Source organism: Bacillus cereus group sp. Bc010 (genome assembly GCF_027716745.1).
GTDB classification, from domain to species: domain Bacteria; phylum Bacillota; class Bacilli; order Bacillales; family Bacillaceae_G; genus Bacillus_A; species Bacillus_A pacificus.
The window spans coordinates 263,322-283,826 of sequence record NZ_JAQFUY010000002.1 but is presented as its reverse complement, the minus strand read 5'-3'; the positions used below and the strand labels follow the sequence as shown (position 1 = coordinate 283,826).

The following is a 20,505-nucleotide window of genomic DNA, read 5'->3' as shown; positions in this document are numbered from 1 at the left end:
CTGTCCCCTAGTGCGGAATCCTGTGAGCGCACGTCGTGAAAACGATGAAAACTTCTAACTAAACTATTTTAATAGTTTTTATTAGATTTTTTTAACCAGGCTTATGACTGTTCGACTAAAACAAATTGTACCGATATACACAGAAAGTATTTCTGAAACGGTTAAGAAAAGGATGGTACGTTGCATATGGAATGGTGAAAATCTGTCAAAATACCTAGTTTTGGAGAAAGATCCAAATCATAAAAGATATTATTTACTATCAGGATATGTAGCCTACGAGGCGTATAAAGAAGCAGGAATAAGTGTTGTCGATTGTATCGTCAAGCCTTTTTCGAATAGAACAGAACAGATGGTGCAGCTGTTACAAAATATGTTTCATAATTCTAGAAGTGATTGGATGGGGAAATCGGCTTTAATTTCTACATTGTTAGATCAAGGAACAAGCATAAAGGAAATTGCAAAAAGAGTAGGCGTAAAAAATCAAGATTTGGAACGGTATTTACTTCATCCGGAAATTCCATTGGAAATAGCGAATAAGGCTTATGAATTAAAGTGTGTACCCTTAGTTGATAAAGTAAGACGGTTAGGTATTTCAGATATATTAAAATATCGTTTATATGAGAGAGCGGTATTAAACAAGAGCAATCCTGCTCGCTTAAAGCATGATCAGTTACATAAGGTGAAGTGGTTGTTGGATTTAACGATATTTTATGAATTGTATGACATTGAATCGCAGTGGCAATATATATTGAAAATGATGGATTATAAAACGGTTTTAATAAGTATGTTGCAGTCCGAAATTGAAAAAGAGCTGTCTCATTGGGGGAGAGGTCCAGATGACGATGATTTTCCAAGCTTAACAAATTAAAAAAGAGAAACTCTATAGGAAGAGATTCTCCTTTTTTCTTTGTTCTACGGTAATTGGTAAATACTACCAAATTGGAGTCGAGGTGCTCTCCAGTAGGTGTCGTTTTTTAGTTAATTGGAATTTCTAATTCATGATATTTTCCGTTTTTTCCTTTAGAAAAGTAAATAAATGATACCTTGCTGTAATTAATTGTGAACGATTTGTATGCTCTATTAGGATCATCTCCTAAGAAATATTTGGTTCCTATATAACCACGAACTGTTTTCCCAGGGGGGATTACAGAATCGAATTTGTATTTATCGGGAAGTTCCATGGAGTATGGGATTAAATTATAGAAGTCACCTAATTTTGCGTAAAATAGGGTGTTTTCTATAGCACTGTTGCTTAATATATCAATTGTTTGGTCTGTTGTATTCGTAATGTCTAAAGGTAAAATAAGAGTAACAGTCTCTCTACCATTATAAGGATCAAAATATTTGATTGGCTTCAATGGCTGAAGTACATGATATTTAATTCCTTGCAAATCTTGAAAAGTACGATTGGATGGAAAATTATCTTTTTGGATTGTATACATGTTATTATTTGCGTTTACAGTCCTGTATTGCAGTATACTAAAAACAAGGAATAGTAGTGTGAAGGTTATTCCTAAAATAAAGTATATTTTTTTCATTCTTCATCAACCAACCTTCCTTCGCTAACACAAATAATACGATCGATGATAGGATTACTTAATATTGTTTCATCGTGACTAGCTAAAATAATGGTTGTTCCTTTTTCTTTTTCATTTTTCAAGAGTTCTAAAACAAGTTGTATTCCTTTACTGTCTAGGGCGTTAGTAGGTTCATCTAATAATAGTAATTTGGGTTTTTCCATTAAGGCTTGTGCAATTCCCAAACGTTGTTTCATGCCTAACGAGTATCTTTTATATTTCCTCTTATCTAATTTGTTTAGACCTACTGTATCAATTGTGCTTAAAATTGCTTCATCTGTGACCTTTTTATTAATAGATGCTAGAAATTTTAAATTTTGAAATCCAGAGTACCCGGGGATAAAACTTGGATATTCAATCAATATTCCCATATCCTCTGGGAATTGAATATCTTTACCAATTTTTTTGTTATCTACGTAAACTTCACCTGAATTTAAATGAAGTAATCCAGCTATTGCCCGTAAAATCATCGTTTTTCCTGATCCGTTATGTCCTTTTAAAACTAACACTTCGCCTTTTTTTACTGAAAAGCTTATATTATTTAAAACAAAATTGCCTTTTAATTTCTTCACCATATTTTCGCATCGGATAAATTCTGGCATATTTTAATCTCCTATCACATCTAATTTTTTAAAACTCAAAAAGCTTACTATTAGTATCAAAATAAATGTAATGAATGAAACTAAGAAAAACTCATTATATTGAATGGAGTGAGAATGACTGGCTGTTAGTTGGATTGGACTATGATCCACAAAATACCAACGTCCTGGCATTACAAAAGATCCTAACAGATAATGGCTATGAATAAATACAGAGCCTACTAAGTAGGTTACTAAGCAGCTCAAAGCAATAATACTAGGCATATAGAGTGTAAACAGTTCATAAATTAAACATAGTATATAGCTAATAATTATTTGAATTGCCATGGTGTACAATATATTACTAAGAAATAGATTATTTGACATAGAGGAGGAACCTAATACATTTATAAGTGAAAAATACAATGTGAACCAAATAACATACATAACAATCCAAAGTACGAACGTATAAACGAATAATGAGATCATTTTACTTGACCATAACAAAGATTTTTTTCTAACACGAGGAAGCAAATATACACCGTTTTTTTGTATATCTGAATGAGTAAAATGTCCTAGTGCCAATAAAGGAATCAACTGAAAGAAGAGCCAGTAAAAAGGGAATGTTAGACGACCTTCTTTATAAAAGTGAGCTAGATTAATAAAATCTACACCTGAAAATATTTTATAAAAATTAATACTTAGAGAAACATGTCGCTCATTCATGGCGGTAAGTTGATTCCATGTACAATAAAAAACAATAGCAGTGTATAAAAGGATTAGAAAAGTAGACATTTTCATGGTATCTCTAAAGCGTAAATACAAGTCTCTTTTTAATAAATAGTATAATATCATTTATTAATGCACCTCTTTCTCTTCTTCCGAAGAGATATAATTCTTTTTCTCAATAATGAATATGCTAAGGGCATATATGAAAAAGAATATACCTACACGTAAGGCTATTATGCCTATGCCGTTGGCTGGATTTTGGAAAAAGGTATGTATAAATAAGTAGCCGTTTAATAGTAACGCATCTACTGTTATTGTACATATTAAAATAATTATTACCAGAATGTTTGGTAATAGAAGTTGTAAAAAAGCAGCCACTACCCCTATGAAAATAATAGAAAACATCTGAAATGGTACAAACCTAAAAAAGTTAATTTTTTCTGTACCTGAGGAAATTACATAGGCAGTTAAACTACTCTGAAAAATAATAACCCCGCCAATTATCATTGTAAATATGATTACTTTTAGATAATATATGCTTACCAGTTTTAACGTATTATTCATTCGGTGGATAACGTAAATATTAAAAAATCCCGACATGGTATATACAGCAAAAATAATTATTAATGGAATGAAAATCATTGATAAATGATGAACAGATAGTAATTTGAAAAGTACCTCTAGACTGCTCATTTGATTGTGTACAGTATCTTTTGTTAAGAGGTATATTGTAAGTATACTCAATGCCAAAATAACTAATAATGATTTGTATTTTGTTTGTATAGTTTCTTTTATCGAATTATAAAAGAACATGCTTTTTACTCCCCCAAACATAAACACATAAGGATAAAATCCAAATAATAATTAAGACAATTAAGAAGTTTTGAAGTTCAAAAAAGCCAAGATCTTTAATTAAGTATTCTTTTGGATTAATAAATGATTGTCCAATTGTTAACCAAAAGATATGTAAAATAAAAGGAACTACATAAACAAAATATACTCTTTTGATGAAAAAGGAGACAGCTAGTGCTAAACTTGAACAAATTGCGCCATACATCCCGTTTAAAAATACATACATAAGAAAATATATGTTGGGGTGCCCATAATAAACGGTATGAAATTGAGCGGTTGGAGAGATAGTAGCCGACGTATAATTTATTATTGGATTTGGAGCAACCGCTGGGTATGTCATTAAATATAAATAAAAATTAAAGAGCAGTGGAATAGCTATAATTAAAAACGAAATAATAAAATTAATTGAATACAATGATAAAAAGTAACGTTGAGTTCCCATCTTGATTAAAACTGAATATAAAAAACCATTATTTCGATCCATTCGGTACATTCCTGAAAAAGTAACTGCAGCTGCTATAGGTAATACAATGAGATACAGTTCACTGTAAAATGGAAATCTATTAAAATATAGAATATTAGACAAATATGGGGATATAACTATTGAGTGCGTACTATTAAATCCCTTAGTTGTTATAAAGGTAAATATATATTGTATAAAACTAATAATTAACATCATGAATAATGTGATCCATAATATTTTACCTTTGAAAAGTCGTGTTAAAAAATAACTCATTGTTGGACATCCTCCAAAATATTACCAGATTTAATTTTTTGTAATGTGAATAATTGATCTGCCACACCATAACATTTGTTATTTGTATTTAGCCATATATAGCGAAAAGAAATATAGGCTTGTTTGCCCTCAAATTTAGGCATTTGAATTTCATACTGATAAACATCTTTAGTGCCATTTTTTTTCATATACTTAATTTCTTGTTTCCATTGTATAACTTTCCCATCTTCCTGTTCGATTCGTCCTAATAAATAATTGGGCTTGTTTTTATTACTAAAACCTGATAAAAAAATATAATTTTGTTCTGGTAATACACCCGGTTGAATTTTTTTATTTGATATGTTTTGTTTTATACGAATGTCGTTTACATCTATTTGCTTATCGTAAAATGTTTTTCCATCTTTACTTTCAAAAAATACCTGATTGAAAATGGCATTGTTATTTTTATTTTTTAATTCAATTCTCCTTAAATTTTCTTTTTGACTCGTTGCATCATCAATAATGATAATGGGTTCTTTAATTTCTTTTTGACAGGCAGTTAACAAGAATAAGGTTGTTGCGGAAATACATAATAAAATTAAATATCTTACTAATTTGATTTTGATTACCTCCAATCAATTTTATGGATAAAATAACCTAGTGATATTACACAAGAAAACGTGTCATTCTTTTTGGAAAGGGAAAAGAAGTCCATCTTTTATTATAATAGTTTTTTATATCCGATTTCCCTTAAATTTTTATGGTATTAATAATTGTAATAATTTTTTCAACTGTTTTCTGATAAAGGATTACACTGGTGAAAGTTGTTTTATAGTGAAATAATTAATTAATCCTTTTGTCAGTAATAGTTATTTTAGTCTATCAATTTACAATGTTTATCGTAATCCTCTGACAAAAAAAGTTGTATGATTCTTATTAAGAATCATACAACTTTTACATGTAGCAAAAAAATTTTAAAGAGCGCGGTATTATTTGAAAATATTACTATGATTTAATTTTTACTTAATATTCAGTATAAGATCCTTTTGGTCTAACGCTATCAGGGCTCCAATCAACATTATATGAGTTATTCTCTCTTGAATACCCACCAAAACGGACAGGAACTTGTTTACCATAAGTCTCAACTGCATTATTTATGAAGAGATATGTACGCCCTGGTTGTACAGCACCTTCATGTTTACCATCCCCAGAAGCGTTTTTCCAATCTCTTCCCCCACTCCACACATTGGCATCTGCTTCCGCCCAAACATTGAAAGAACCTGCGGAATTGCTAGAATTCACACGCATATACATTGAGGAAGTATTATCTTTTCTACGAGCGTTTGTATAATCCCAAGCACTATTCCATTGGAAAGTAAAATTGACAGTTTCATCACTTGTATCAGCTAGCGAAAATTTACTTACTCCAAAAATACTGAAAAATGTACCTAAAGCTAATATTAATATAAGAGCGAAACGACTATTTTTTCTAATTATCATTTAACATTCTCCTCTTTTATTATTAGAATATTTTAAATAATTCCGCCTCTAAATATTAACATCTTCTTCCTATAAATGTTAATATGTGAAATTCAAATAAAATATTTCTCAATAAAAATCAGAAAAATCAATTTTTAATTCGCTTATTTTATACTTTCATAATTTGAAAACAATATTTGAAGGATGGATGTTTTAATTAGGATGGTTGAATTGTATACGAAATGGAGGAAGTGGTAACTTATCCTCTAAGTTTAGAACAAAAATTAGGTAAAAAGATATCAGCATACTGGATGTATAAAAAAGAAGGAAGCGCTATATTGATTGTATTGTAAGTCAATTTTTTTTAGAAAGAAGCAACCAGTTTTATTATTGAAAAGTATCTTTCAAATGGTTGGAGTGAATTGGTGGATAAATCTATTGTGATTTTTAAACGTTAGACAAGGAAGGGAAATTTAATCATCGGGCAAGGTTGTTTCAAGTGAGAAGCTGATCAATATTTACAAGAAGGAAAAAATAGATAAATACAAAGAAGAAGATGGTTGGTGATCAGCTAGAGGATATCAGTTGGTAAGTAGAATTATTATTTAATAAAAAAACGAGAAACATGTATGTCACAGGGTTTCTCGTTTTTTATGTTTGGTTTGAAAATCTTTTACTTATGAAGGGGCTGATGCCCTTTTAGTGGTGAGCGATTTAATTTTTGATGTAGTTTCTTCTGTATTACTTTGTAAATCATTAAATCGTATGAAGGTGTATCAAATACAATAGGTAATATTTCTTCAGGACGAATACGATTTGTGTGATCTGGATTGTTGTATAGAAATTTGCATGTGAAGGTAAGATCTGCTTCCGGTTGTGGATTTTGTTGTATCTGAATAGCACTCCAAAGATTTTTATTTTCTTGATAATAAAGAAAACAAAAATCTTGCTCAATATGTGTTTTCCATTGTTTTTCTATCTCGACTCCACGTTTAATCTTTTTGAAATTATTTAATGCAGAAGCATGTTTTTTTTCTAAGGCTGTTATAGAAGAGCTTATACTAGATATAGTATCTTCTAAGTTCGTAATATTAGCTTCGATATTTTGTTTTTGTTTGGTAAAGGAATCTAGTTGTATTGTTAAGTTGTTTTGTTTAGATTTTAATTCTTGTATTTCTTTTGATTCAGATCCAGCATAAATAAATCGAGTCCATTTACGGAATTTATTGCTGAATTGTTTTTCTGTTTCTTTGATTTTGGATTTTGTAATGCGAAGTTGCTTTTTTATATTTGCTGTGTCAATTAATAATGTGTTATGAAGGACGGACATACTGTTTTTCTCTTGGGTTTTCATTTCTTTTTCCTGAAAAAGCAGTTGTTGTTTTTGTTGGGTTTCTTGAACTGTTTGTTTTATTTTCTTGAAATCCGATTGAGCTTGTCTGTGAAAAGTAAACATTCCAGGGTGATATGAATGAAGTTTACTATGATGAAATTCCATTGTACGTGTAAGTAGTTTCTGAATTCGATCAATATTAATACTGGGTGTTCTAAAAGGACAAGGTTCACTTTTTTGTAAATCTAAAAATACAATTTGATGATGTAAAGAAAATAACTCTATTTGTGAAAAGCCCTGATTATGTTTTAAACGCCCGTAACATCCGATTTTTCTATTTTCTAGGCATTGTAAATCTGTTTCATTATAAATATGATAAGGTGATACTGACAAGCGAAATGGACGATCGGATTTATTTGAGCCTTGTTTAAATACAATGTTGATATAACCACCGTTATTACGAGCCTCAACTCTTTGTATTGTTCCATATACAATTGCGATTTTGTTTGGGTATTGTTTAGATGAGTCAATTGCTTCATCGGGAGATAGCAATAAATTTTCGATTTTTTTAGTTTCATTATCTTCGGTTATAACAGGTAATTCTCTCCAACTTTCCCCGTAGCGATTGTAAATGTCTTGCAGAGCACCGAATGTTTGTAGGTGTGAAGCTTTAGGTTTAATTGTTTTTCCTAAACCTTTTGTGGAAGATCTAATTTCAGTTTTTAATATTTGATTCATCCGATTTAATATGATGAGGCGGGCAGTTTGTTTTTCAGCAATTTCGATATGGTCGAAAGAATCAGATAGTTCTTTGTAATAATCTGATGGATCATTAAAATAGCAGCCTTTGAGATGATCATGATTTTTCTCTTGTGATTTGCGACGGAGTTTGAAGTGGGTTTTATTTCCGTTTTCATATATATAATGTGTTAATTTAGGTAGGGCATAATCAAAGGGTTCAGTATGATTTTCTTTTATCCATTTTTTATAGCAACCATAGCAATAAAAGCTATCTTTAATTAATTCATAATAAGGATGAGTGTCTCCATGTTTTAATCTTAATTTTTTAATATCTTCAGCGGTATCTTTTATCCAGTTAGAATCATTTTTTCGTACTGCATAGGGCATAGAACTTATAGAAGTCATATTTCAACATCCTTTTTAATAAATTTTCTTTTTTATTAACATAAGTTTTTTAATTTAGAAGAGTTAGTACATATTTTGTTTTGATTTGTAAAATTCTAATTTTTCTTTCGTTAAATTTATTATACTAGAATTATTGTGTTTCAGAAAAGAGAAATATTCACATGTATCTGCTGTTGTAGCAAAATTAGGGTTGAAAAATTGAAACGGCAAATAGGTATTGTATAGATGAATTCATTAATATTTAGTAATTAATAGATTGAATTAAAACGCTAAATTATTATAAAATGATAATATATTTCATGAGAGGAAGATAATTTGTGGACATTATTGACATTGACATATTAAAACCTATCTTTGATCAACTAGCTATGCGAGTAGCGATGATTTTATTCATTCCGCTACTGATTACATTATTAGGTGTTGCGATTTTAAATAGATGTAATGCACCTAAGGTTGTTATTTTATATGGTATGGTATCTGTATTTTTGTTTTCTGTGTATAAAATGTTTGGATTATTCTATATGTAAGTAGAGGACAATTTGTCTATGGAGTAAAATATAGGTATAAACTGTTTCCAGCTTTTAATGATAATTATGAATTTCAAATTTGCTGTCTTTTGATGAAAATAGTTAAGAGATTTAAGAAGTTGTACAACAATTAGTTTAAACTGGTCGATTTGTAACAACATTCCAATATCGTTTAGATCCGTTATTTACAGTACGTTATGTTCATACGACGCCGGTGTTAAATAACTTAATTAATCAGTAAATAAAAAGAAGATGGCTGTTAACAGCCATCCTTTTTTATTTTAAAGCAATAATTCGAAAAAAGTACATTGAAAGAACATAGCATATATTTAATGTTTATTCTTTGTGTTTGGGATTTTTGATTATTAACTGATTATAAAGGGTTACATATCGACCGTTTTCAATAACAGTATGTTCCGGGGCACCATAAAAAATATTATTAACGCCATATTTATCTTGGAGTTTTGAAATAATACTTTTAATGGTTTGTGTCATATCGTTTTGGGTATATAAAATCCCTTCTTCTAGTAACATATCTTCTATTGTGTCAATGTAATCATCCCCGATAAAGTTAACATCACTTTCAAGTTGAACATGTACCCATTCGAGGTAGTCATTAGCTACTTTTAGTAATTCTTCTTTCATATTGATTCATCTCCTTAATTAGAAAAAAGAGAACCTCTTTTTATAAAGGTTCTCCTATTTTCGAGAATTTATTCATATTTATAAAAATAATTCATAATAATGAATAATAGGTAGACAAGTTGTTCATAATGAGAGTAGGGTGTTTATTTGGGTTGATAAAGTTCCAAACCTTTTTCAACATGAGCAATAAAGTAATCCGCTAACTCTGGATTTTCATCATGAGTTTTTTGTAATACTTGGCATAATCGTTGTAAACGAAAATCAAGTTCATGGTTTGGAGAATCTGTTTCCTGGGTGAGAGCAGGGAACAGGTTCAGTTCTTCTTGTATTTGTTCTAGAAATGTAAGTGAAACAGTATCGGTTTTCATTGTTTCTAAATTACTGAGGTAGCCTGGTGAAACATGTAATGTTGCTGCAAGGTCATTTAGTGTAATCCCTTTGTGTTTTCGTAATGTTCGGATGGTTTGCCCGAGATGTTGTAACAAGTAAATACCTCCCTTAATTAGTTCTTAAACAAATATTTTATCTTTAAAAATATATGCAGTTGGGGAAGAAAACAGACTTTTTATAAATGACTTTTATGAAAATGAAATAGTGGAAGGAGTGGAGTTTTTGAAAGATACAGAAGCAATCGGGTACATTGTAATGGGAGTAAGTAGGATGGGATATGGATTAGATGTTATATTTCAGGCAATGGATGTAGCTCAATTGGTGTTAAATCAAACATTAAAAGAAGAATTGTGGAATGAGGATGTCTTAGAGGTAGTTGGAAATTTAGTACATGAAATAGAAATAAATGAAGACGAGTTAAAATCTGAAATGTACTGGAGTTTTGATATTCACACAGAAAACGAAGCGGGTATCATTTATAAAAAAATTATGGATTTAAGAAAGAACGAATCAAAATTAACGAGATAACAATAGTGTGATTATGTAAATAGGATTTAGCTTGAGGGAGAGCTAAATCCTATTTTTTTATTTTTAATATTACTTTTGTGTAGTTATATCTGTTATATGACATTCATAAAATTATTAGAGATATGAGGTGAGGTGGAATATGACAAGGTGGATTAATGTTCAAGAAGCGATGAAGATTTTAGAAGAAAACTATATAAAGGTAAGTTATAAAACATTTACGGATTGGCTTCGGAAGTTAGAAATTGCAGCAGTTCCATCAGAGAATCGGAAGGAGGGATGGAGTATTCGCGAGGAAGATTTATTTGAGTTTATCGATAAGAAACGTCCAGGGTTACGTCAAATTTTGCAGGAATATCAGCATCTTATTCAAGATATAAATGATGTAAAACAACAAGTACAAGTTTTATTTCATAAAAAAAATGAAGGAGAAGTTGAGTATTTGGAAGGAAGGGCGAGTATAACGAATGGGGACATTCATTTTTTATATGATGTGGTAAATATTATGTGTGAAGAGATATCAGCATTGCAAAAGCAGAATCAATGGATGAAAGATGTGTATGAACAAGTGGTAGAAGAATATGATTTATTGCAACAAAAAGTGAGTACGTTGGACGCAGTGATTGAAAACAGACAACCACTGAGCAACATAGATGAAAATAGGATTCAGGGTTTGGATGAAAAAGCATTTCAAGGGCTATTAAGAGCTCAATTTAAAAGACTCTTTCCTGATCGTACATATTCATTAAAAGGAGAGAAGGGATTGCAAATATATCAAGATTTTTGCAATCTTGTATTTCCAAAAGAAGATAAACATCTGGGGATAATAAAGAAAGGAGACGAGTATATTTATCAACGAACAGATGAAAAATCTACACAGGTAAATCGTCTTTATAATAAAGTAATAAAAGAGTTATTAGAAGATATGGAAAAAAGAGCCGTTTTGGGAAAATAGGCTCTCTTTTTCAGGGTACTTTATTCATTTTTGTAAATTAATTTTATAAAAATGAATAACTAGTTCTTAATTGGTAATAATAACCACTAAGCAACTATTCCTTTTGGTATAATATCAATCCTTGTTCAATATGAGAAATAAAATAATTTGCTAACTCGGGATTGGTATCATGTAGCGTTTTCAGTAGTTCGCATACCCGATCTAGTCGGAAATGTAATTCATGATGAGGAGAAGTTGTGTGATTCAGGGAAGGAAATAAATCAAATTCCTCATTCAATTTTGCGAGTAACGTTAAAGAAATGGTATCTGTTTTTTGTGTTTCAAGGTTACTTAAATATCCCGGAGAGACTTCAATTTGCTCAGCGAAATTTTGAAGAGAAATTCCCTTTTGCTTTCTTAAATTACGAATGGTTTGTCCTAATTGCGTAATCAATTGTAATTCCTCCTATGCAATTTGTTTTGAAAGGTGATGATTTTAATGGCTGTACAAAAGAAGCTTCAACTCAGATCGATTTCGTATATTCATGATCCTGAAGCTGCACAAAAATGGTTTCAACTATATGTGGAACTTTTAGTAGAAGTAATGAAACAAAATGATTCTATGGACAAGGATGACGTGCATACATTGTAAGCACAACATGATGGAAGGGCTGGTTGTATTGAAGAAAACAGTCGCATATTACCGTAGTTCATCTAAAAAACAAGAACACTCCGTTCGAATGCAGAAATATTATGCAAAGGCGTATTGCAGAGATCATTATATGAAGCTGGACTATGAATATGAAGATCCATATGTATCGGCTAGAATTATACATATGAATCAGCGACCGGGTTTACGAAAGTTGTTGGAAGCAATTCGAAATGATGAAATTGAACATTTAATTTTGTATAAGAGAGACCGGTTAGCAAGAAATGTAATCGAGTATATGGAAATTTATGAACTTCTTCAGGAGAAACAGATAAAAGTTCATTTTACGACTGTTGGAGAACCGGTAATGGAATACACGCCGATGAATCGCTATCTAGAAGTGATTATGGCTGGCTTCGCACAACATGAAGGTGAACAAATTAATAAACGGTTTGATGCTATGCGTCAGAGTAAATTTGATGCAGGAAAAGCAGTGAGTCGGCTGCCATATGGTTTCCAAAATAATAAAAAGAAAAAAGAAATTGAAATCGTAAAAGATGAAATGGATATAGTTATGTTTATTTTTAATGAATTTTTGAACGATACATGCACATCTTTGCAACAAATAAAAGATCGTTTAGATGGAAAAGGTTTTAAGAAACGAAAAGGACTTCCTTGGGAACTACAAGATATTAGACGTACATTAGAAAATTCCTTTTATATGGGTGTATATAGTATTCGATTGAAGGGAGTTCAACAAGAACATCAGCTAGAAGGCACAATGCCGATTGAACCGCACCAATGGGAAGCTGCGCAAGAAAAACTAAATCAAATAGTAAATAAGCGTGGTTCTACGAAAATGAAAAAGGAAATTGCTAAAGAAGATATTCTGTATCGTATAGAAGGACTCCTGCAATGTTCTTATTGTAAAAAACAATTAGAGGGAGTGGTTAAACGGAGAGGAAATACATTTTTAATAGGATATCGATGCAAAGAACATCGTTTGTATATTGATAAGGAATATATCGAACAAAAAACATTTGAAAAAATGAAATGTTTTTTTCTTAATTTACGAGAGAAAGAATTTGATGGCTTGTTTCAGCGTTACTATAGACAAAATGTAAAAGAAATAGAACGAATGATACAAGGGCATAGTCAGCGTTTAGATCAAAAGAAAAAGACAGTGCACACAAAAGTACAAAGATGGTTAACGGAAAAGAAAAATGAAAAGTTACACAAAGAATTACTTGGTTCTTATCAACATTTTCAGGAACACAAACAAATAAAAGAAGAATTGGAATTAAAACTAAATGTATTAAAAAAGGTGCCTGGTGTAGTAAAGGATTTGGAGTCTAATGTCCATAAACAACTGATGTTAGATTCCTTACCAGATTATAAGGTTATGGAGTTATTTCAAGATTTGATTTTTACTGTAATTGTAGATAGACACGGTTATGAAATTATTTTTAAACATCCATTTTTACATTATCAAGAGGTGCATACATGTGAAGACAATTCGTGATGTTTTAGAAAAAGGAAAAAAAGGAGCTTTTTATGCGAGGGTTTCATCTGATCGTCAAACAATCGATGCACAAAGACATCATGTATATGAATTTATAAAAAACTATGATTGTGAAATTGTGAAAGAATATGTAGACCCTGGAGAATCGGCATTTAAAAAGAAGTTAATCAAGCGTCCCCAAATCATGGCGTTATTACGAGACGTAGAACAGGGGAAATATGATTTTGTGATTACGTATGCAGATGACCGCCTTGCGCGATCAGAGATTGAACATGTACAAATACGAGTAATAATGAAAGAAGCGAAAACAGATGTCATATTGACGAGTACGGGAGAATTGTATACAGAGCGTGATATTATTACACAATTAATTCGAGAGGGTGGAACTCGTTATGAAGTAGAGCGAATCAGTGCACGTACGAAAGATGCGTATGGACAAAGAACAGACTATGGTCAATGGATGGGAGGACCTGTACCATTTGGATATGTACAGGATGAAAATACCAAGAATTTCTTTATTCTAGAAGATGAAAAAGAAATTGTGTTAAAGATATATCAGTTATATCAAAATGGCGAAGGGTTTGCGGATATCGCCAAAATATTAAATGAGCAAAAGGCGAAAACAAATACAATCCATTGGAAAAAGGAACGAGTAAAGCACATTTTGACCAATCCAATTTATGCAGGGTATGTTACATTCGGAAGACTAAAACCTGGATCTGGGAATAGTATTGAAGACTTATCCAAATGGAAAATGGCAAAATGTGAAGAGATTCCACCTATTATGACCAAGGAAGAATGGTTAGCTACTTTTCAAATGTTTGAGAAAAAAAGAAACAAGGAATTACCTCCCAAACAATTAAAAACAGAGTATGTTCTACGGGACTTAATTTATTGTAAAAGTTGTGATGCTCCCTTGCTTCCAAAGAATCAAGAAACTAGAGGGAAAAATGGCAAGAAGTATGGAATCAAGAAATATATGTGTTCGAATAAATTATGTAAAGTTTGGTTCTCAACAGATGAGCTACATGCACTGGTTTTTGATAGTGTTATAAAAGAGGTTACGGATAAAGTCATTTCTAAATCTCAAACAGAACTGATGTATGAAATGGAACAAATTTTAGAAAAAGACATAAAACAAATAAAAAAAGAAATCCAGCGTTTGAAAAAACAGGTGGATAATTGTCTAGTTTGGATTAAGGATGCGGAACGTGAAATAGACGAATTATATAATCAAAAGAAGAAATTGGTGGAAGTTGATCCGAAAATAGATCCTTTGTTGGATGTAATGTTGGATTATCGTTTGCATTTGTTGCACGAAATCAGGGGGACAGAGGAGTTAATCGCAAAAAAAGAAGCAGAAATGAAGCATATTGAAGACGTCGATTCTAACCAAGGTATGTTACAAAAAAATGTGTTACAAGCATTTCGAATAGAATTTACAAATTTACAAAAAGATATGAAACGAGTTCGTCAACTTTTGGTGTATTTAATTGATAAAATTATAATAGATCAAAATGGGAAAACAGAATATATTTTAAAAATAAATTTAGAGCAATAAAAAGTAACTCGGAAATTTGAGTTTCTTTTTATTGCTTTTTAATATCACAAATATGGACGTGCTATATGTTGTCATTTAGAAATATGCTAGTTTCAAAGAAAATATTTTTCTCGGCAAAAAGGTGAAGGAGTTATGCCAAGAAAAACGTTTACTCGGTATTAAGTTAGTAATGGTATACCATTACTAACTTAATACCGAGTAGTTTTTTGAAAAAGTGGGACGAGACCTTATGAGATGTAAGGTTTGTCTTTTTGGTTTTAAATAAAGAATATTCTGATTTTTGATTCTCGGTAGAAAGATGAATTATATTTTTGGGTTACGGTTTTGGGGTGAATTAATCCGGTGTATATTTGAGGTTTAGTAGTGACTCTTGAAATAAGTAAGAAGAATATGTTATGTAACATTTATAATAAGAGCTTATTTTTTTCAAAACACTATTATGATATAGATTATATTAACATGTTAATAATACCTTCCTTATATAAGGAAGGTGTTATTATTAATGAACTTTTACTTGTGAAAATATTTTGGCTTGCGTTTGATGATGTGTAATCCATTCTTTGTATGTCATTCCTACTTCTTTAGCAAAGTTTTTGCGTATTTTAGTGGGGTTTGAGGATACTCTTTAAATCCATGATATGTAAATGTTTCTTCCTTGTATCCTTGCTCTCCTAAAACAAAAGGAGGCTTAAGGGAGAAATCTAAATATTTCTCCAGTTGTATAGTAGAGGTATCGATGACAGAATTTTGATATAAAACAAATGCATGTAATGTGTGCATCAAGTCTGAACCTTCGCCTGTTGAAGGTAACTTATAATTTTTAGAAGGTTTAGTCCGTGCAAAACCTTGTACGTACTTTAAATGTTTATTATCAAGTGCGAATTCTTCACGTAAGAGACAGTATAATAATGCACTTGCATAAATACATAACCCTAATTTACGGTTATAATGATTTAGTTGTTCTAAAATCAAGTTATCTACTACATCGAATGGCACTTTTTTATTTTCTGGAGTCATTTGAAAAACAGATGCGAGTACAGCGTGATGAACATATCTAATATTTTTAAGTAATGCAGCTTGTTGCATTGAGCTTAGATTTATAAATGGCTTCGGAGGAAAAAATTCGATTGTTGATGCATCATATTTAAAACCAGTTAACCACCTTTTTTGCCATTGGGATACTAAAACGTTGGTACTTTGTTTTACGCTGTTAAAAGAATGATATCTTTCTGCGTCGGTCATCATTAGTAACACTCCTTACTGTAAATTTGATTTACCATTTAATAATCTATATATTAGTTATAATAAATGTAATGGTAAGAAAAATAAACAGCTATCTCCTACGATAGCTGTTTATTTTTAGTTTGGTTACTTTTCTTTTCTAACACCTTTGAAAGGTGTTGTACTACTTGTTTTTTGGTCAAGGAATCGTCCGGTTGCGCTGTCACGCTTAATCCAATTTCCGTTTGGACCTTGTAATTGGCTACGCCCTTTTACTGCGCCAATACGTCCTTTTCCAGGTTCTCCATTTTTCGCCATGAAAATTCTCCTTTCTTCTGTGCTTCATGATGTATATCTTGTTGTATGATTATTATTTTATATGAAAGTATTAGATTTTTATATCATTTTTAGTGTCAACTTATTCAACTACAACATTCTCATAAATTCTTCTTCGCTAATAATTTCAAGCTCCTTCCCCTGTGCAATCAATTTTTCTGCTTTCTCTAATTTAGAAGATTTATTTCCTTTTATCATCACGTTGTCGAAATCTCCGATGATAATATAGTTAGTGTTTTTGTTAATACCGTTTTGTGGAATGCCACCTTTATTAGCAATTAACTGTGCGGCTTCTATACGAGTATACGCATTTAATTTGCCTGTAAATACGATATGTTTTTGATAAAAAGGATGATCTTCAGATACTTCTGTTGCTACGTTAATATCTTTTAAATTTAAAGAGGAGTAGGATTGAGATTGAACTAATGAAGATCTATAGGTGTTACCAGAGATTTCGCCAGTTCTAATGTGTGTTTTGGAATAAATTTCTTCTATATTTGGTAGATCATATTTATGAGATAGTTGTAACATGAGTTGAGCACAAGCCCTTGCATCTTCCAAAGCATTATGATGGTTATTTAATTCAATGCTAAAATGTTTGCAAAGGTATTTTAAGGTATAGCTCTTTTCTCCGGTTATTAATTTTTTTGATAGTTGGTATGTACAAAGTAAGTTGTTATAAACAGATGGAAGTTCATACCGTCTTAAACTATCCCGGAGTGCGTATCCATCAAAAGGAAGATAATGAGCGACTAATAATTTGTTTTCAAATCTTTTTTTATACGCTTCATAAAATTCTGGAAATGTGAGGGCGTCTTTTACATCACTTGGTGTAATTCCGTGAATAGCGATATTATAATAGTCAAAATCTTCTTCTGGATTAATTAATTCATAGAGGGTATCAATGATTTCTCCATTTTCGACAAAGACCATACCAACAGCACAAATGCTATGACGATGATGGTTAGCAGTCTCAAAATCAAAAGCTACGAAATTATGCATTTTGCACCGCCTTCTCGATAATAACGCGTGTAATAAGGGTATATGTTGTAACCACGTTCTTCGGGATCTGCCACATGTTTATGAATCTCGTCTAATATCTTTTGAGTCAGTTCTTCACGAGTGGGCGCAAAACAACTACGTCCATGCCCGACGAATCGCCATATATAAGATTTTCGTTTGTTTGTATTTCCTTCCGAATCTATATAGGATTCAAATCCGAAGAGTACATAGCCTATTCTATTTTCTAAATGCCATAATTCGTAAATAGGAATGTTTTTTAAGTTTTTATATGCAGAGATTTCTTTTGTGAAAGATTGATAAGAACGTACTCCGTGGTCAAATAAAAACAGTAATGCATCATTTTTATGTACAAAAGATTCTTTGATACCTGTATCAGTCTCCGCAACATATCGTTCATCCATAGGCAGATCGGGATGCGGATTGGTGAAATAAAATAGTTTGCCGTGTTTCAATGCAAACACTCCCTTTCTAATTGAATATTTTTAATTTTATATTATTAGTATATAACATATATGGAAAGAGGAGTTAATTGAATAGTCATTTTTATACATAATTTCTATGTGAAGACAATTTGATCAGCGTATAAATTAATTCTTTTGTAGGTTACTACATCTTTTTATTTTTGAGTGTTATGGTCTTAACTTTGTATAAGAAACTCTATTATTATAAAATATGAAATATAAAATAAAGAAACAAATAATAAGAACGAATCATGTCAAAAAGGAAAAGGTGTACAAGGATGAAGAAATTCGACTTAAACATTGAAAAAGTTTTGGAACATTGGACTGTAGCACATGCATTAAGGGAAATCATCGCGAATGCATTGGATGAATCGAATTTAAGTGAAACAAAAGAACCTATTATATGGAAAGATGATGATGGAAAATGGCATATTAAAGATTATGGAAGAGGGCTAAAACATAATCATTTAACACAAAACGAAAATAAAGAAAAAATGAGCCGTGTTGAAAAAGTAATTGGAAAATTTGGAGTCGGATTGAAAGACGCTTTGGCAACCTTTGATAGAAGAAACATACATGTATTGATAAAATCTAAGTATAATGACATTACAATTAAAAAGTTATCAAAAGAAGGATTTGCGGATATTACGACATTGCATGCAATCGTTCAAGAACCTTCGAATTGCAATATGGTTGGGACCGAATTTATTTTAGGAGGGCTGCAAGATTCAGATATTGAAAAAGCGAAAGATTTTTTCTTGTTATATTCAGGAGAACAAGTGATTGAAGAAACAAAATATGGCGCTTTACTCGAAAAAGTGGATAATAAGGAATCTCGCATTTATGTGAATGGACTCTGCGTAGCTGAGGAAGAAAATTTGCTGTTTTCCTACAATATTACTTCACCAACTAAAAAACTTTTAAAATCGTTAAACAGAGAAAGAACAAATGTAGGAAGAAGTGCGTATTCGGATCGAATGAAATCCATCTTACTGGCATGTACTGGATCTGTATTTGCGGAAAAATTGGTAAGCGATCTTGAAAAAATTCAAAAAGGTAACTCTCATGATGAGCTGCAATGGATAGATGTGCAACTGCACGCATGTAAGATTTTAAACTCGAAAGAAAAAATATTGTTTTTAACCTCGGATGACTTAATCGGGGGCAGTAAATATATCAATTATGCGAAAGATGAAGGGCATAGAATTGTTACCATACCAGAAACGCTTGCACTCAAATTATCCAAAGCAAAAGATATTTCTGGAAATGAAATCGTGAATTTGGATTACTATTCAGTGCATTGGAATGATAGTTTTGAATTTAAATTTGTAGATGAAAAAGACTTAAGTAAAAAAGAAAAGGAAATTTATGAGTTAAAACATGTGATTCAAGGATGGTTTCCGAAAAATATAAAACCTGTAAAGGAAATCAAGATTTCTGAAACCATGAGACCTGATAGCTTTACTGGATCAGATGCGTTAGGATTATGGGATAAATCGGACCGTACCATTATCATAAAAAGAAGCCAATTGAAAAGTGTTGAAGCATATACTGGAACGTTAATTCATGAATTTGTTCATGCTTATACAGATACAGATGATGAAACGATAGAATTTGAAAGCGGATTAACAGATATGTTAGGTAAAATAGCGACAATGGTCATAACGAGTAAAGAAAAAGATACATGGTTCAAACGAGTGTTCAAGTTTTAGTAAGTAGGTCCCTTGCTACTTTCTAACGTTGAAGTGGTGAGCTTCTCGCGATAATGATAAAAAGAGGTTGTCCCAAAAGGTCGTTAAAAATGAACTTTTGGAGACAATTTCTTATGTTTTACCTTTATATGGATAAAACCCCAATCATAAGTAGAAAACCAATAGGTTTTCTACTTATGATTGGGGTTTTTTTGCTTTTGATTGAGCTCGGTAAAGAATGTTCTTTACTGTTTTTTGAACCGATTTATTTTTCCGAAAGAGTTTTGATTTTCTTTTTGTTCCCCAAAAATTTATCGAATAATTCCATAGGTGATATATTTTTTTGTTTTTCTTAATATTAAAATATATGATTTGACGCTATCCCGTCTTTTGTTCTCAATTCCTAAACGCGTGATTTAAGGTTCTTCTATGTAGTAAATAAGGGCACTTGTGGTACAAAAAAAATCTCGCAATGTTTTTTTATTTTTTATAAATTCATTTCCATGAAATGTTTTTACTGAAATGAATTTTATACCTTGTTAAAGACATACTAATATTAAAACAAGCTGTTTTAATATTAGTAATGAAAAAACAGCAGAATGTCATATCTT

23 protein-coding genes are annotated in these 20,505 nt (G+C 31.1%); 8 read left to right on the top strand and 15 right to left on the bottom strand.

The window, feature by feature from the left end; all coding sequences use genetic code 11:
* Positions 1-103: 103 nt before the first annotated feature.
* The gene (locus tag PDQ68_RS04500; protein WP_076868871.1) at positions 104-868 is read left to right on the top strand and encodes a helix-turn-helix domain-containing protein; all 765 of its coding nucleotides are present in this window, start codon (positions 104-106) and stop codon (positions 866-868) included.
* A 106-nt stretch (positions 869-974) separates the two neighbouring features.
* Here the strand turns inward: PDQ68_RS04500 and PDQ68_RS04495 are convergent, their stop codons facing one another.
* The 8 genes from PDQ68_RS04495 to PDQ68_RS04465 all read right to left on the bottom strand — a co-directional run bounded on the left by PDQ68_RS04495 (position 975) and on the right by PDQ68_RS04465 (position 8,409).
* Complete coding sequence (locus tag PDQ68_RS04495; protein WP_076868870.1) at positions 975-1,538, bottom strand: hypothetical protein; 564 nt, start codon at positions 1,536-1,538, stop codon at positions 975-977.
* Positions 1,535-2,179, bottom strand: a complete 645-nt coding sequence (locus tag PDQ68_RS04490) for an ABC transporter ATP-binding protein (protein ID WP_076868869.1) — start codon at positions 2,177-2,179, stop codon at positions 1,535-1,537. Before PDQ68_RS04490 ends, PDQ68_RS04495 begins: the two co-directional genes overlap by 4 nt.
* A 3-nt stretch (positions 2,180-2,182) precedes the next feature.
* The gene (locus tag PDQ68_RS28975) at positions 2,183-3,010 is read right to left on the bottom strand and encodes a hypothetical protein (RefSeq protein ID WP_076868868.1); all 828 of its coding nucleotides are present in this window, start codon (positions 3,008-3,010) and stop codon (positions 2,183-2,185) included.
* A gap of 3 nt (positions 3,011-3,013) precedes the next feature.
* Complete coding sequence (locus PDQ68_RS04485; RefSeq protein ID WP_076868867.1) at positions 3,014-3,697, bottom strand: hypothetical protein; 684 nt, start codon at positions 3,695-3,697, stop codon at positions 3,014-3,016.
* Positions 3,684-4,472, bottom strand: a complete 789-nt coding sequence (locus PDQ68_RS04480) for a hypothetical protein (protein ID WP_076868866.1) — start codon at positions 4,470-4,472, stop codon at positions 3,684-3,686. Before PDQ68_RS04480 ends, PDQ68_RS04485 begins: the two co-directional genes overlap by 14 nt.
* The gene (locus PDQ68_RS04475) at positions 4,469-5,071 is read right to left on the bottom strand and encodes a hypothetical protein (protein WP_076868880.1); all 603 of its coding nucleotides are present in this window, start codon (positions 5,069-5,071) and stop codon (positions 4,469-4,471) included. The genes PDQ68_RS04480 and PDQ68_RS04475 overlap by 4 nt, the downstream gene beginning before the upstream one ends.
* A 403-nt stretch (positions 5,072-5,474) precedes the next feature.
* Entirely contained in the window at positions 5,475-5,951 is a 477-nt protein-coding gene (locus PDQ68_RS04470; RefSeq protein WP_076868781.1) for a hypothetical protein, read from the bottom strand.
* A 652-nt stretch (positions 5,952-6,603) separates the two neighbouring features.
* Positions 6,604-8,409: a hypothetical protein gene (locus PDQ68_RS04465; RefSeq protein WP_076868780.1), complete on the bottom strand. Its 1,806-nt coding sequence runs from the start codon at positions 8,407-8,409 to the stop codon at positions 6,604-6,606.
* Positions 8,410-8,726: 317 nt separating this feature from the next.
* Between PDQ68_RS04465 and PDQ68_RS04460 the strand changes: the two genes are divergently transcribed.
* Positions 8,727-8,936 carry a hypothetical protein gene (locus PDQ68_RS04460; RefSeq protein WP_000351252.1) on the top strand — a complete coding sequence of 70 codons (210 nt, stop codon included), beginning with the start codon at positions 8,727-8,729 and terminating at the stop codon, positions 8,934-8,936.
* Between the two features lie 336 nt (positions 8,937-9,272).
* Here PDQ68_RS04460 and PDQ68_RS04455 read toward each other — a convergent pair whose 3' ends face one another.
* Together PDQ68_RS04455 and PDQ68_RS04450 are read right to left on the bottom strand one after the other, a co-directional pair.
* Positions 9,273-9,581 carry a hypothetical protein gene (locus PDQ68_RS04455; RefSeq protein WP_076868779.1) on the bottom strand — a complete coding sequence of 103 codons (309 nt, stop codon included), beginning with the start codon at positions 9,579-9,581 and terminating at the stop codon, positions 9,273-9,275.
* Positions 9,582-9,724: 143 nt separating this feature from the next.
* The gene (locus PDQ68_RS04450; RefSeq protein ID WP_076868778.1) at positions 9,725-10,066 is read right to left on the bottom strand and encodes a helix-turn-helix domain-containing protein; all 342 of its coding nucleotides are present in this window, start codon (positions 10,064-10,066) and stop codon (positions 9,725-9,727) included.
* A gap of 118 nt (positions 10,067-10,184) precedes the next feature.
* Between PDQ68_RS04450 and PDQ68_RS04445 the strand changes: the two genes are divergently transcribed.
* Both PDQ68_RS04445 and PDQ68_RS04440 read left to right on the top strand, forming a co-directional pair.
* Positions 10,185-10,499: a hypothetical protein gene (locus tag PDQ68_RS04445; protein WP_254848097.1), complete on the top strand. Its 315-nt coding sequence runs from the start codon at positions 10,185-10,187 to the stop codon at positions 10,497-10,499.
* Between the two features lie 139 nt (positions 10,500-10,638).
* Positions 10,639-11,451: a DNA-binding protein gene (locus PDQ68_RS04440; RefSeq protein WP_076868776.1), complete on the top strand. Its 813-nt coding sequence runs from the start codon at positions 10,639-10,641 to the stop codon at positions 11,449-11,451.
* A gap of 94 nt (positions 11,452-11,545) precedes the next feature.
* On the opposite strand, the gene PDQ68_RS04435 is transcribed toward PDQ68_RS04440, so the two are convergent.
* On the bottom strand, positions 11,546-11,884 hold the full coding sequence (locus tag PDQ68_RS04435; RefSeq protein ID WP_000632660.1) for a helix-turn-helix domain-containing protein: 339 nt from the start codon (positions 11,882-11,884) through the stop codon (positions 11,546-11,548).
* 45 nt (positions 11,885-11,929) lie between these two features.
* On the opposite strand from PDQ68_RS04435, the gene PDQ68_RS04430 reads away from it, so the two are divergent.
* From PDQ68_RS04430 to PDQ68_RS04420, 3 genes are read left to right on the top strand one after another with little or no spacing between them, the layout of a single operon-like run.
* The gene (locus PDQ68_RS04430; protein ID WP_175879545.1) at positions 11,930-12,082 is read left to right on the top strand and encodes a hypothetical protein; all 153 of its coding nucleotides are present in this window, start codon (positions 11,930-11,932) and stop codon (positions 12,080-12,082) included.
* A gap of 28 nt (positions 12,083-12,110) precedes the next feature.
* Positions 12,111-13,601 carry a recombinase family protein gene (locus tag PDQ68_RS04425; RefSeq protein WP_258959472.1) on the top strand — a complete coding sequence of 497 codons (1,491 nt, stop codon included), beginning with the start codon at positions 12,111-12,113 and terminating at the stop codon, positions 13,599-13,601.
* Positions 13,585-15,162: a recombinase family protein gene (locus PDQ68_RS04420; protein WP_072770216.1), complete on the top strand. Its 1,578-nt coding sequence runs from the start codon at positions 13,585-13,587 to the stop codon at positions 15,160-15,162. Before PDQ68_RS04425 ends, PDQ68_RS04420 begins: the two co-directional genes overlap by 17 nt.
* Before the next feature lie 573 nt (positions 15,163-15,735).
* Here PDQ68_RS04420 and PDQ68_RS04415 read toward each other — a convergent pair.
* The 4 genes from PDQ68_RS04415 to PDQ68_RS04400 form a co-directional block, all read right to left on the bottom strand.
* Positions 15,736-16,404, bottom strand: a complete 669-nt coding sequence (locus PDQ68_RS04415) for a hypothetical protein (RefSeq protein ID WP_140383337.1) — start codon at positions 16,402-16,404, stop codon at positions 15,736-15,738.
* 126 nt (positions 16,405-16,530) lie between these two features.
* A complete protein-coding gene (locus PDQ68_RS04410; protein WP_001097071.1) occupies positions 16,531-16,701 on the bottom strand; it encodes a hypothetical protein in 171 nt (56 codons plus the stop codon).
* Between the two features lie 108 nt (positions 16,702-16,809).
* Positions 16,810-17,721, bottom strand: coding sequence for an exonuclease domain-containing protein (locus PDQ68_RS04405; protein ID WP_000551413.1), 912 nt, complete (start codon positions 17,719-17,721; stop codon positions 16,810-16,812).
* The gene (locus PDQ68_RS04400) at positions 17,706-18,203 is read right to left on the bottom strand and encodes a hypothetical protein (RefSeq protein ID WP_088106398.1); all 498 of its coding nucleotides are present in this window, start codon (positions 18,201-18,203) and stop codon (positions 17,706-17,708) included. The genes PDQ68_RS04405 and PDQ68_RS04400 overlap by 16 nt, the downstream gene beginning before the upstream one ends.
* A gap of 278 nt (positions 18,204-18,481) precedes the next feature.
* Between PDQ68_RS04400 and PDQ68_RS04395 the strand changes: the two genes are divergently transcribed.
* A complete protein-coding gene (locus PDQ68_RS04395; RefSeq protein WP_088106399.1) occupies positions 18,482-19,915 on the top strand; it encodes an ATP-binding protein in 1,434 nt (477 codons plus the stop codon).
* The last annotated feature ends 590 nt before the right edge of the window (positions 19,916-20,505 follow it).

Bases quoted from the DNA above. Each gene is read 5' to 3' on its own strand.
- PDQ68_RS04500 (WP_076868871.1), top strand. From the start codon at position 104: ATGACTGTTCGACTAAAACAAATTGTACCGATATACACAGAAAGTATT.
- PDQ68_RS04495 (WP_076868870.1), bottom strand. From the start codon at position 1,538: ATGAAAAAAATATACTTTATTTTAGGAATAACCTTCACACTACTATTC.
- PDQ68_RS04490 (WP_076868869.1), bottom strand. From the start codon at position 2,179: ATGCCAGAATTTATCCGATGCGAAAATATGGTGAAGAAATTAAAAGGC.
- PDQ68_RS28975 (WP_076868868.1), bottom strand. From the start codon at position 3,010: ATGATATTATACTATTTATTAAAAAGAGACTTGTATTTACGCTTTAGA.
- PDQ68_RS04485 (WP_076868867.1), bottom strand. From the start codon at position 3,697: ATGTTCTTTTATAATTCGATAAAAGAAACTATACAAACAAAATACAAA.
- PDQ68_RS04480 (WP_076868866.1), bottom strand. From the start codon at position 4,472: ATGAGTTATTTTTTAACACGACTTTTCAAAGGTAAAATATTATGGATC.
- PDQ68_RS04470 (WP_076868781.1), bottom strand. From the start codon at position 5,951: ATGATAATTAGAAAAAATAGTCGTTTCGCTCTTATATTAATATTAGCT.
- PDQ68_RS04465 (WP_076868780.1), bottom strand. From the start codon at position 8,409: ATGACTTCTATAAGTTCTATGCCCTATGCAGTACGAAAAAATGATTCT.
- PDQ68_RS04455 (WP_076868779.1), bottom strand. From the start codon at position 9,581: ATGAAAGAAGAATTACTAAAAGTAGCTAATGACTACCTCGAATGGGTA.
- PDQ68_RS04440 (WP_076868776.1), top strand. From the start codon at position 10,639: ATGACAAGGTGGATTAATGTTCAAGAAGCGATGAAGATTTTAGAAGAA.
- PDQ68_RS04430 (WP_175879545.1), top strand. From the start codon at position 11,930: ATGGCTGTACAAAAGAAGCTTCAACTCAGATCGATTTCGTATATTCAT.
- PDQ68_RS04415 (WP_140383337.1), bottom strand. From the start codon at position 16,404: ATGACCGACGCAGAAAGATATCATTCTTTTAACAGCGTAAAACAAAGT.
- PDQ68_RS04410 (WP_001097071.1), bottom strand. From the start codon at position 16,701: ATGGCGAAAAATGGAGAACCTGGAAAAGGACGTATTGGCGCAGTAAAA.
- PDQ68_RS04405 (WP_000551413.1), bottom strand. From the start codon at position 17,721: ATGCATAATTTCGTAGCTTTTGATTTTGAGACTGCTAACCATCATCGT.
- PDQ68_RS04395 (WP_088106399.1), top strand. From the start codon at position 18,482: ATGAAGAAATTCGACTTAAACATTGAAAAAGTTTTGGAACATTGGACT.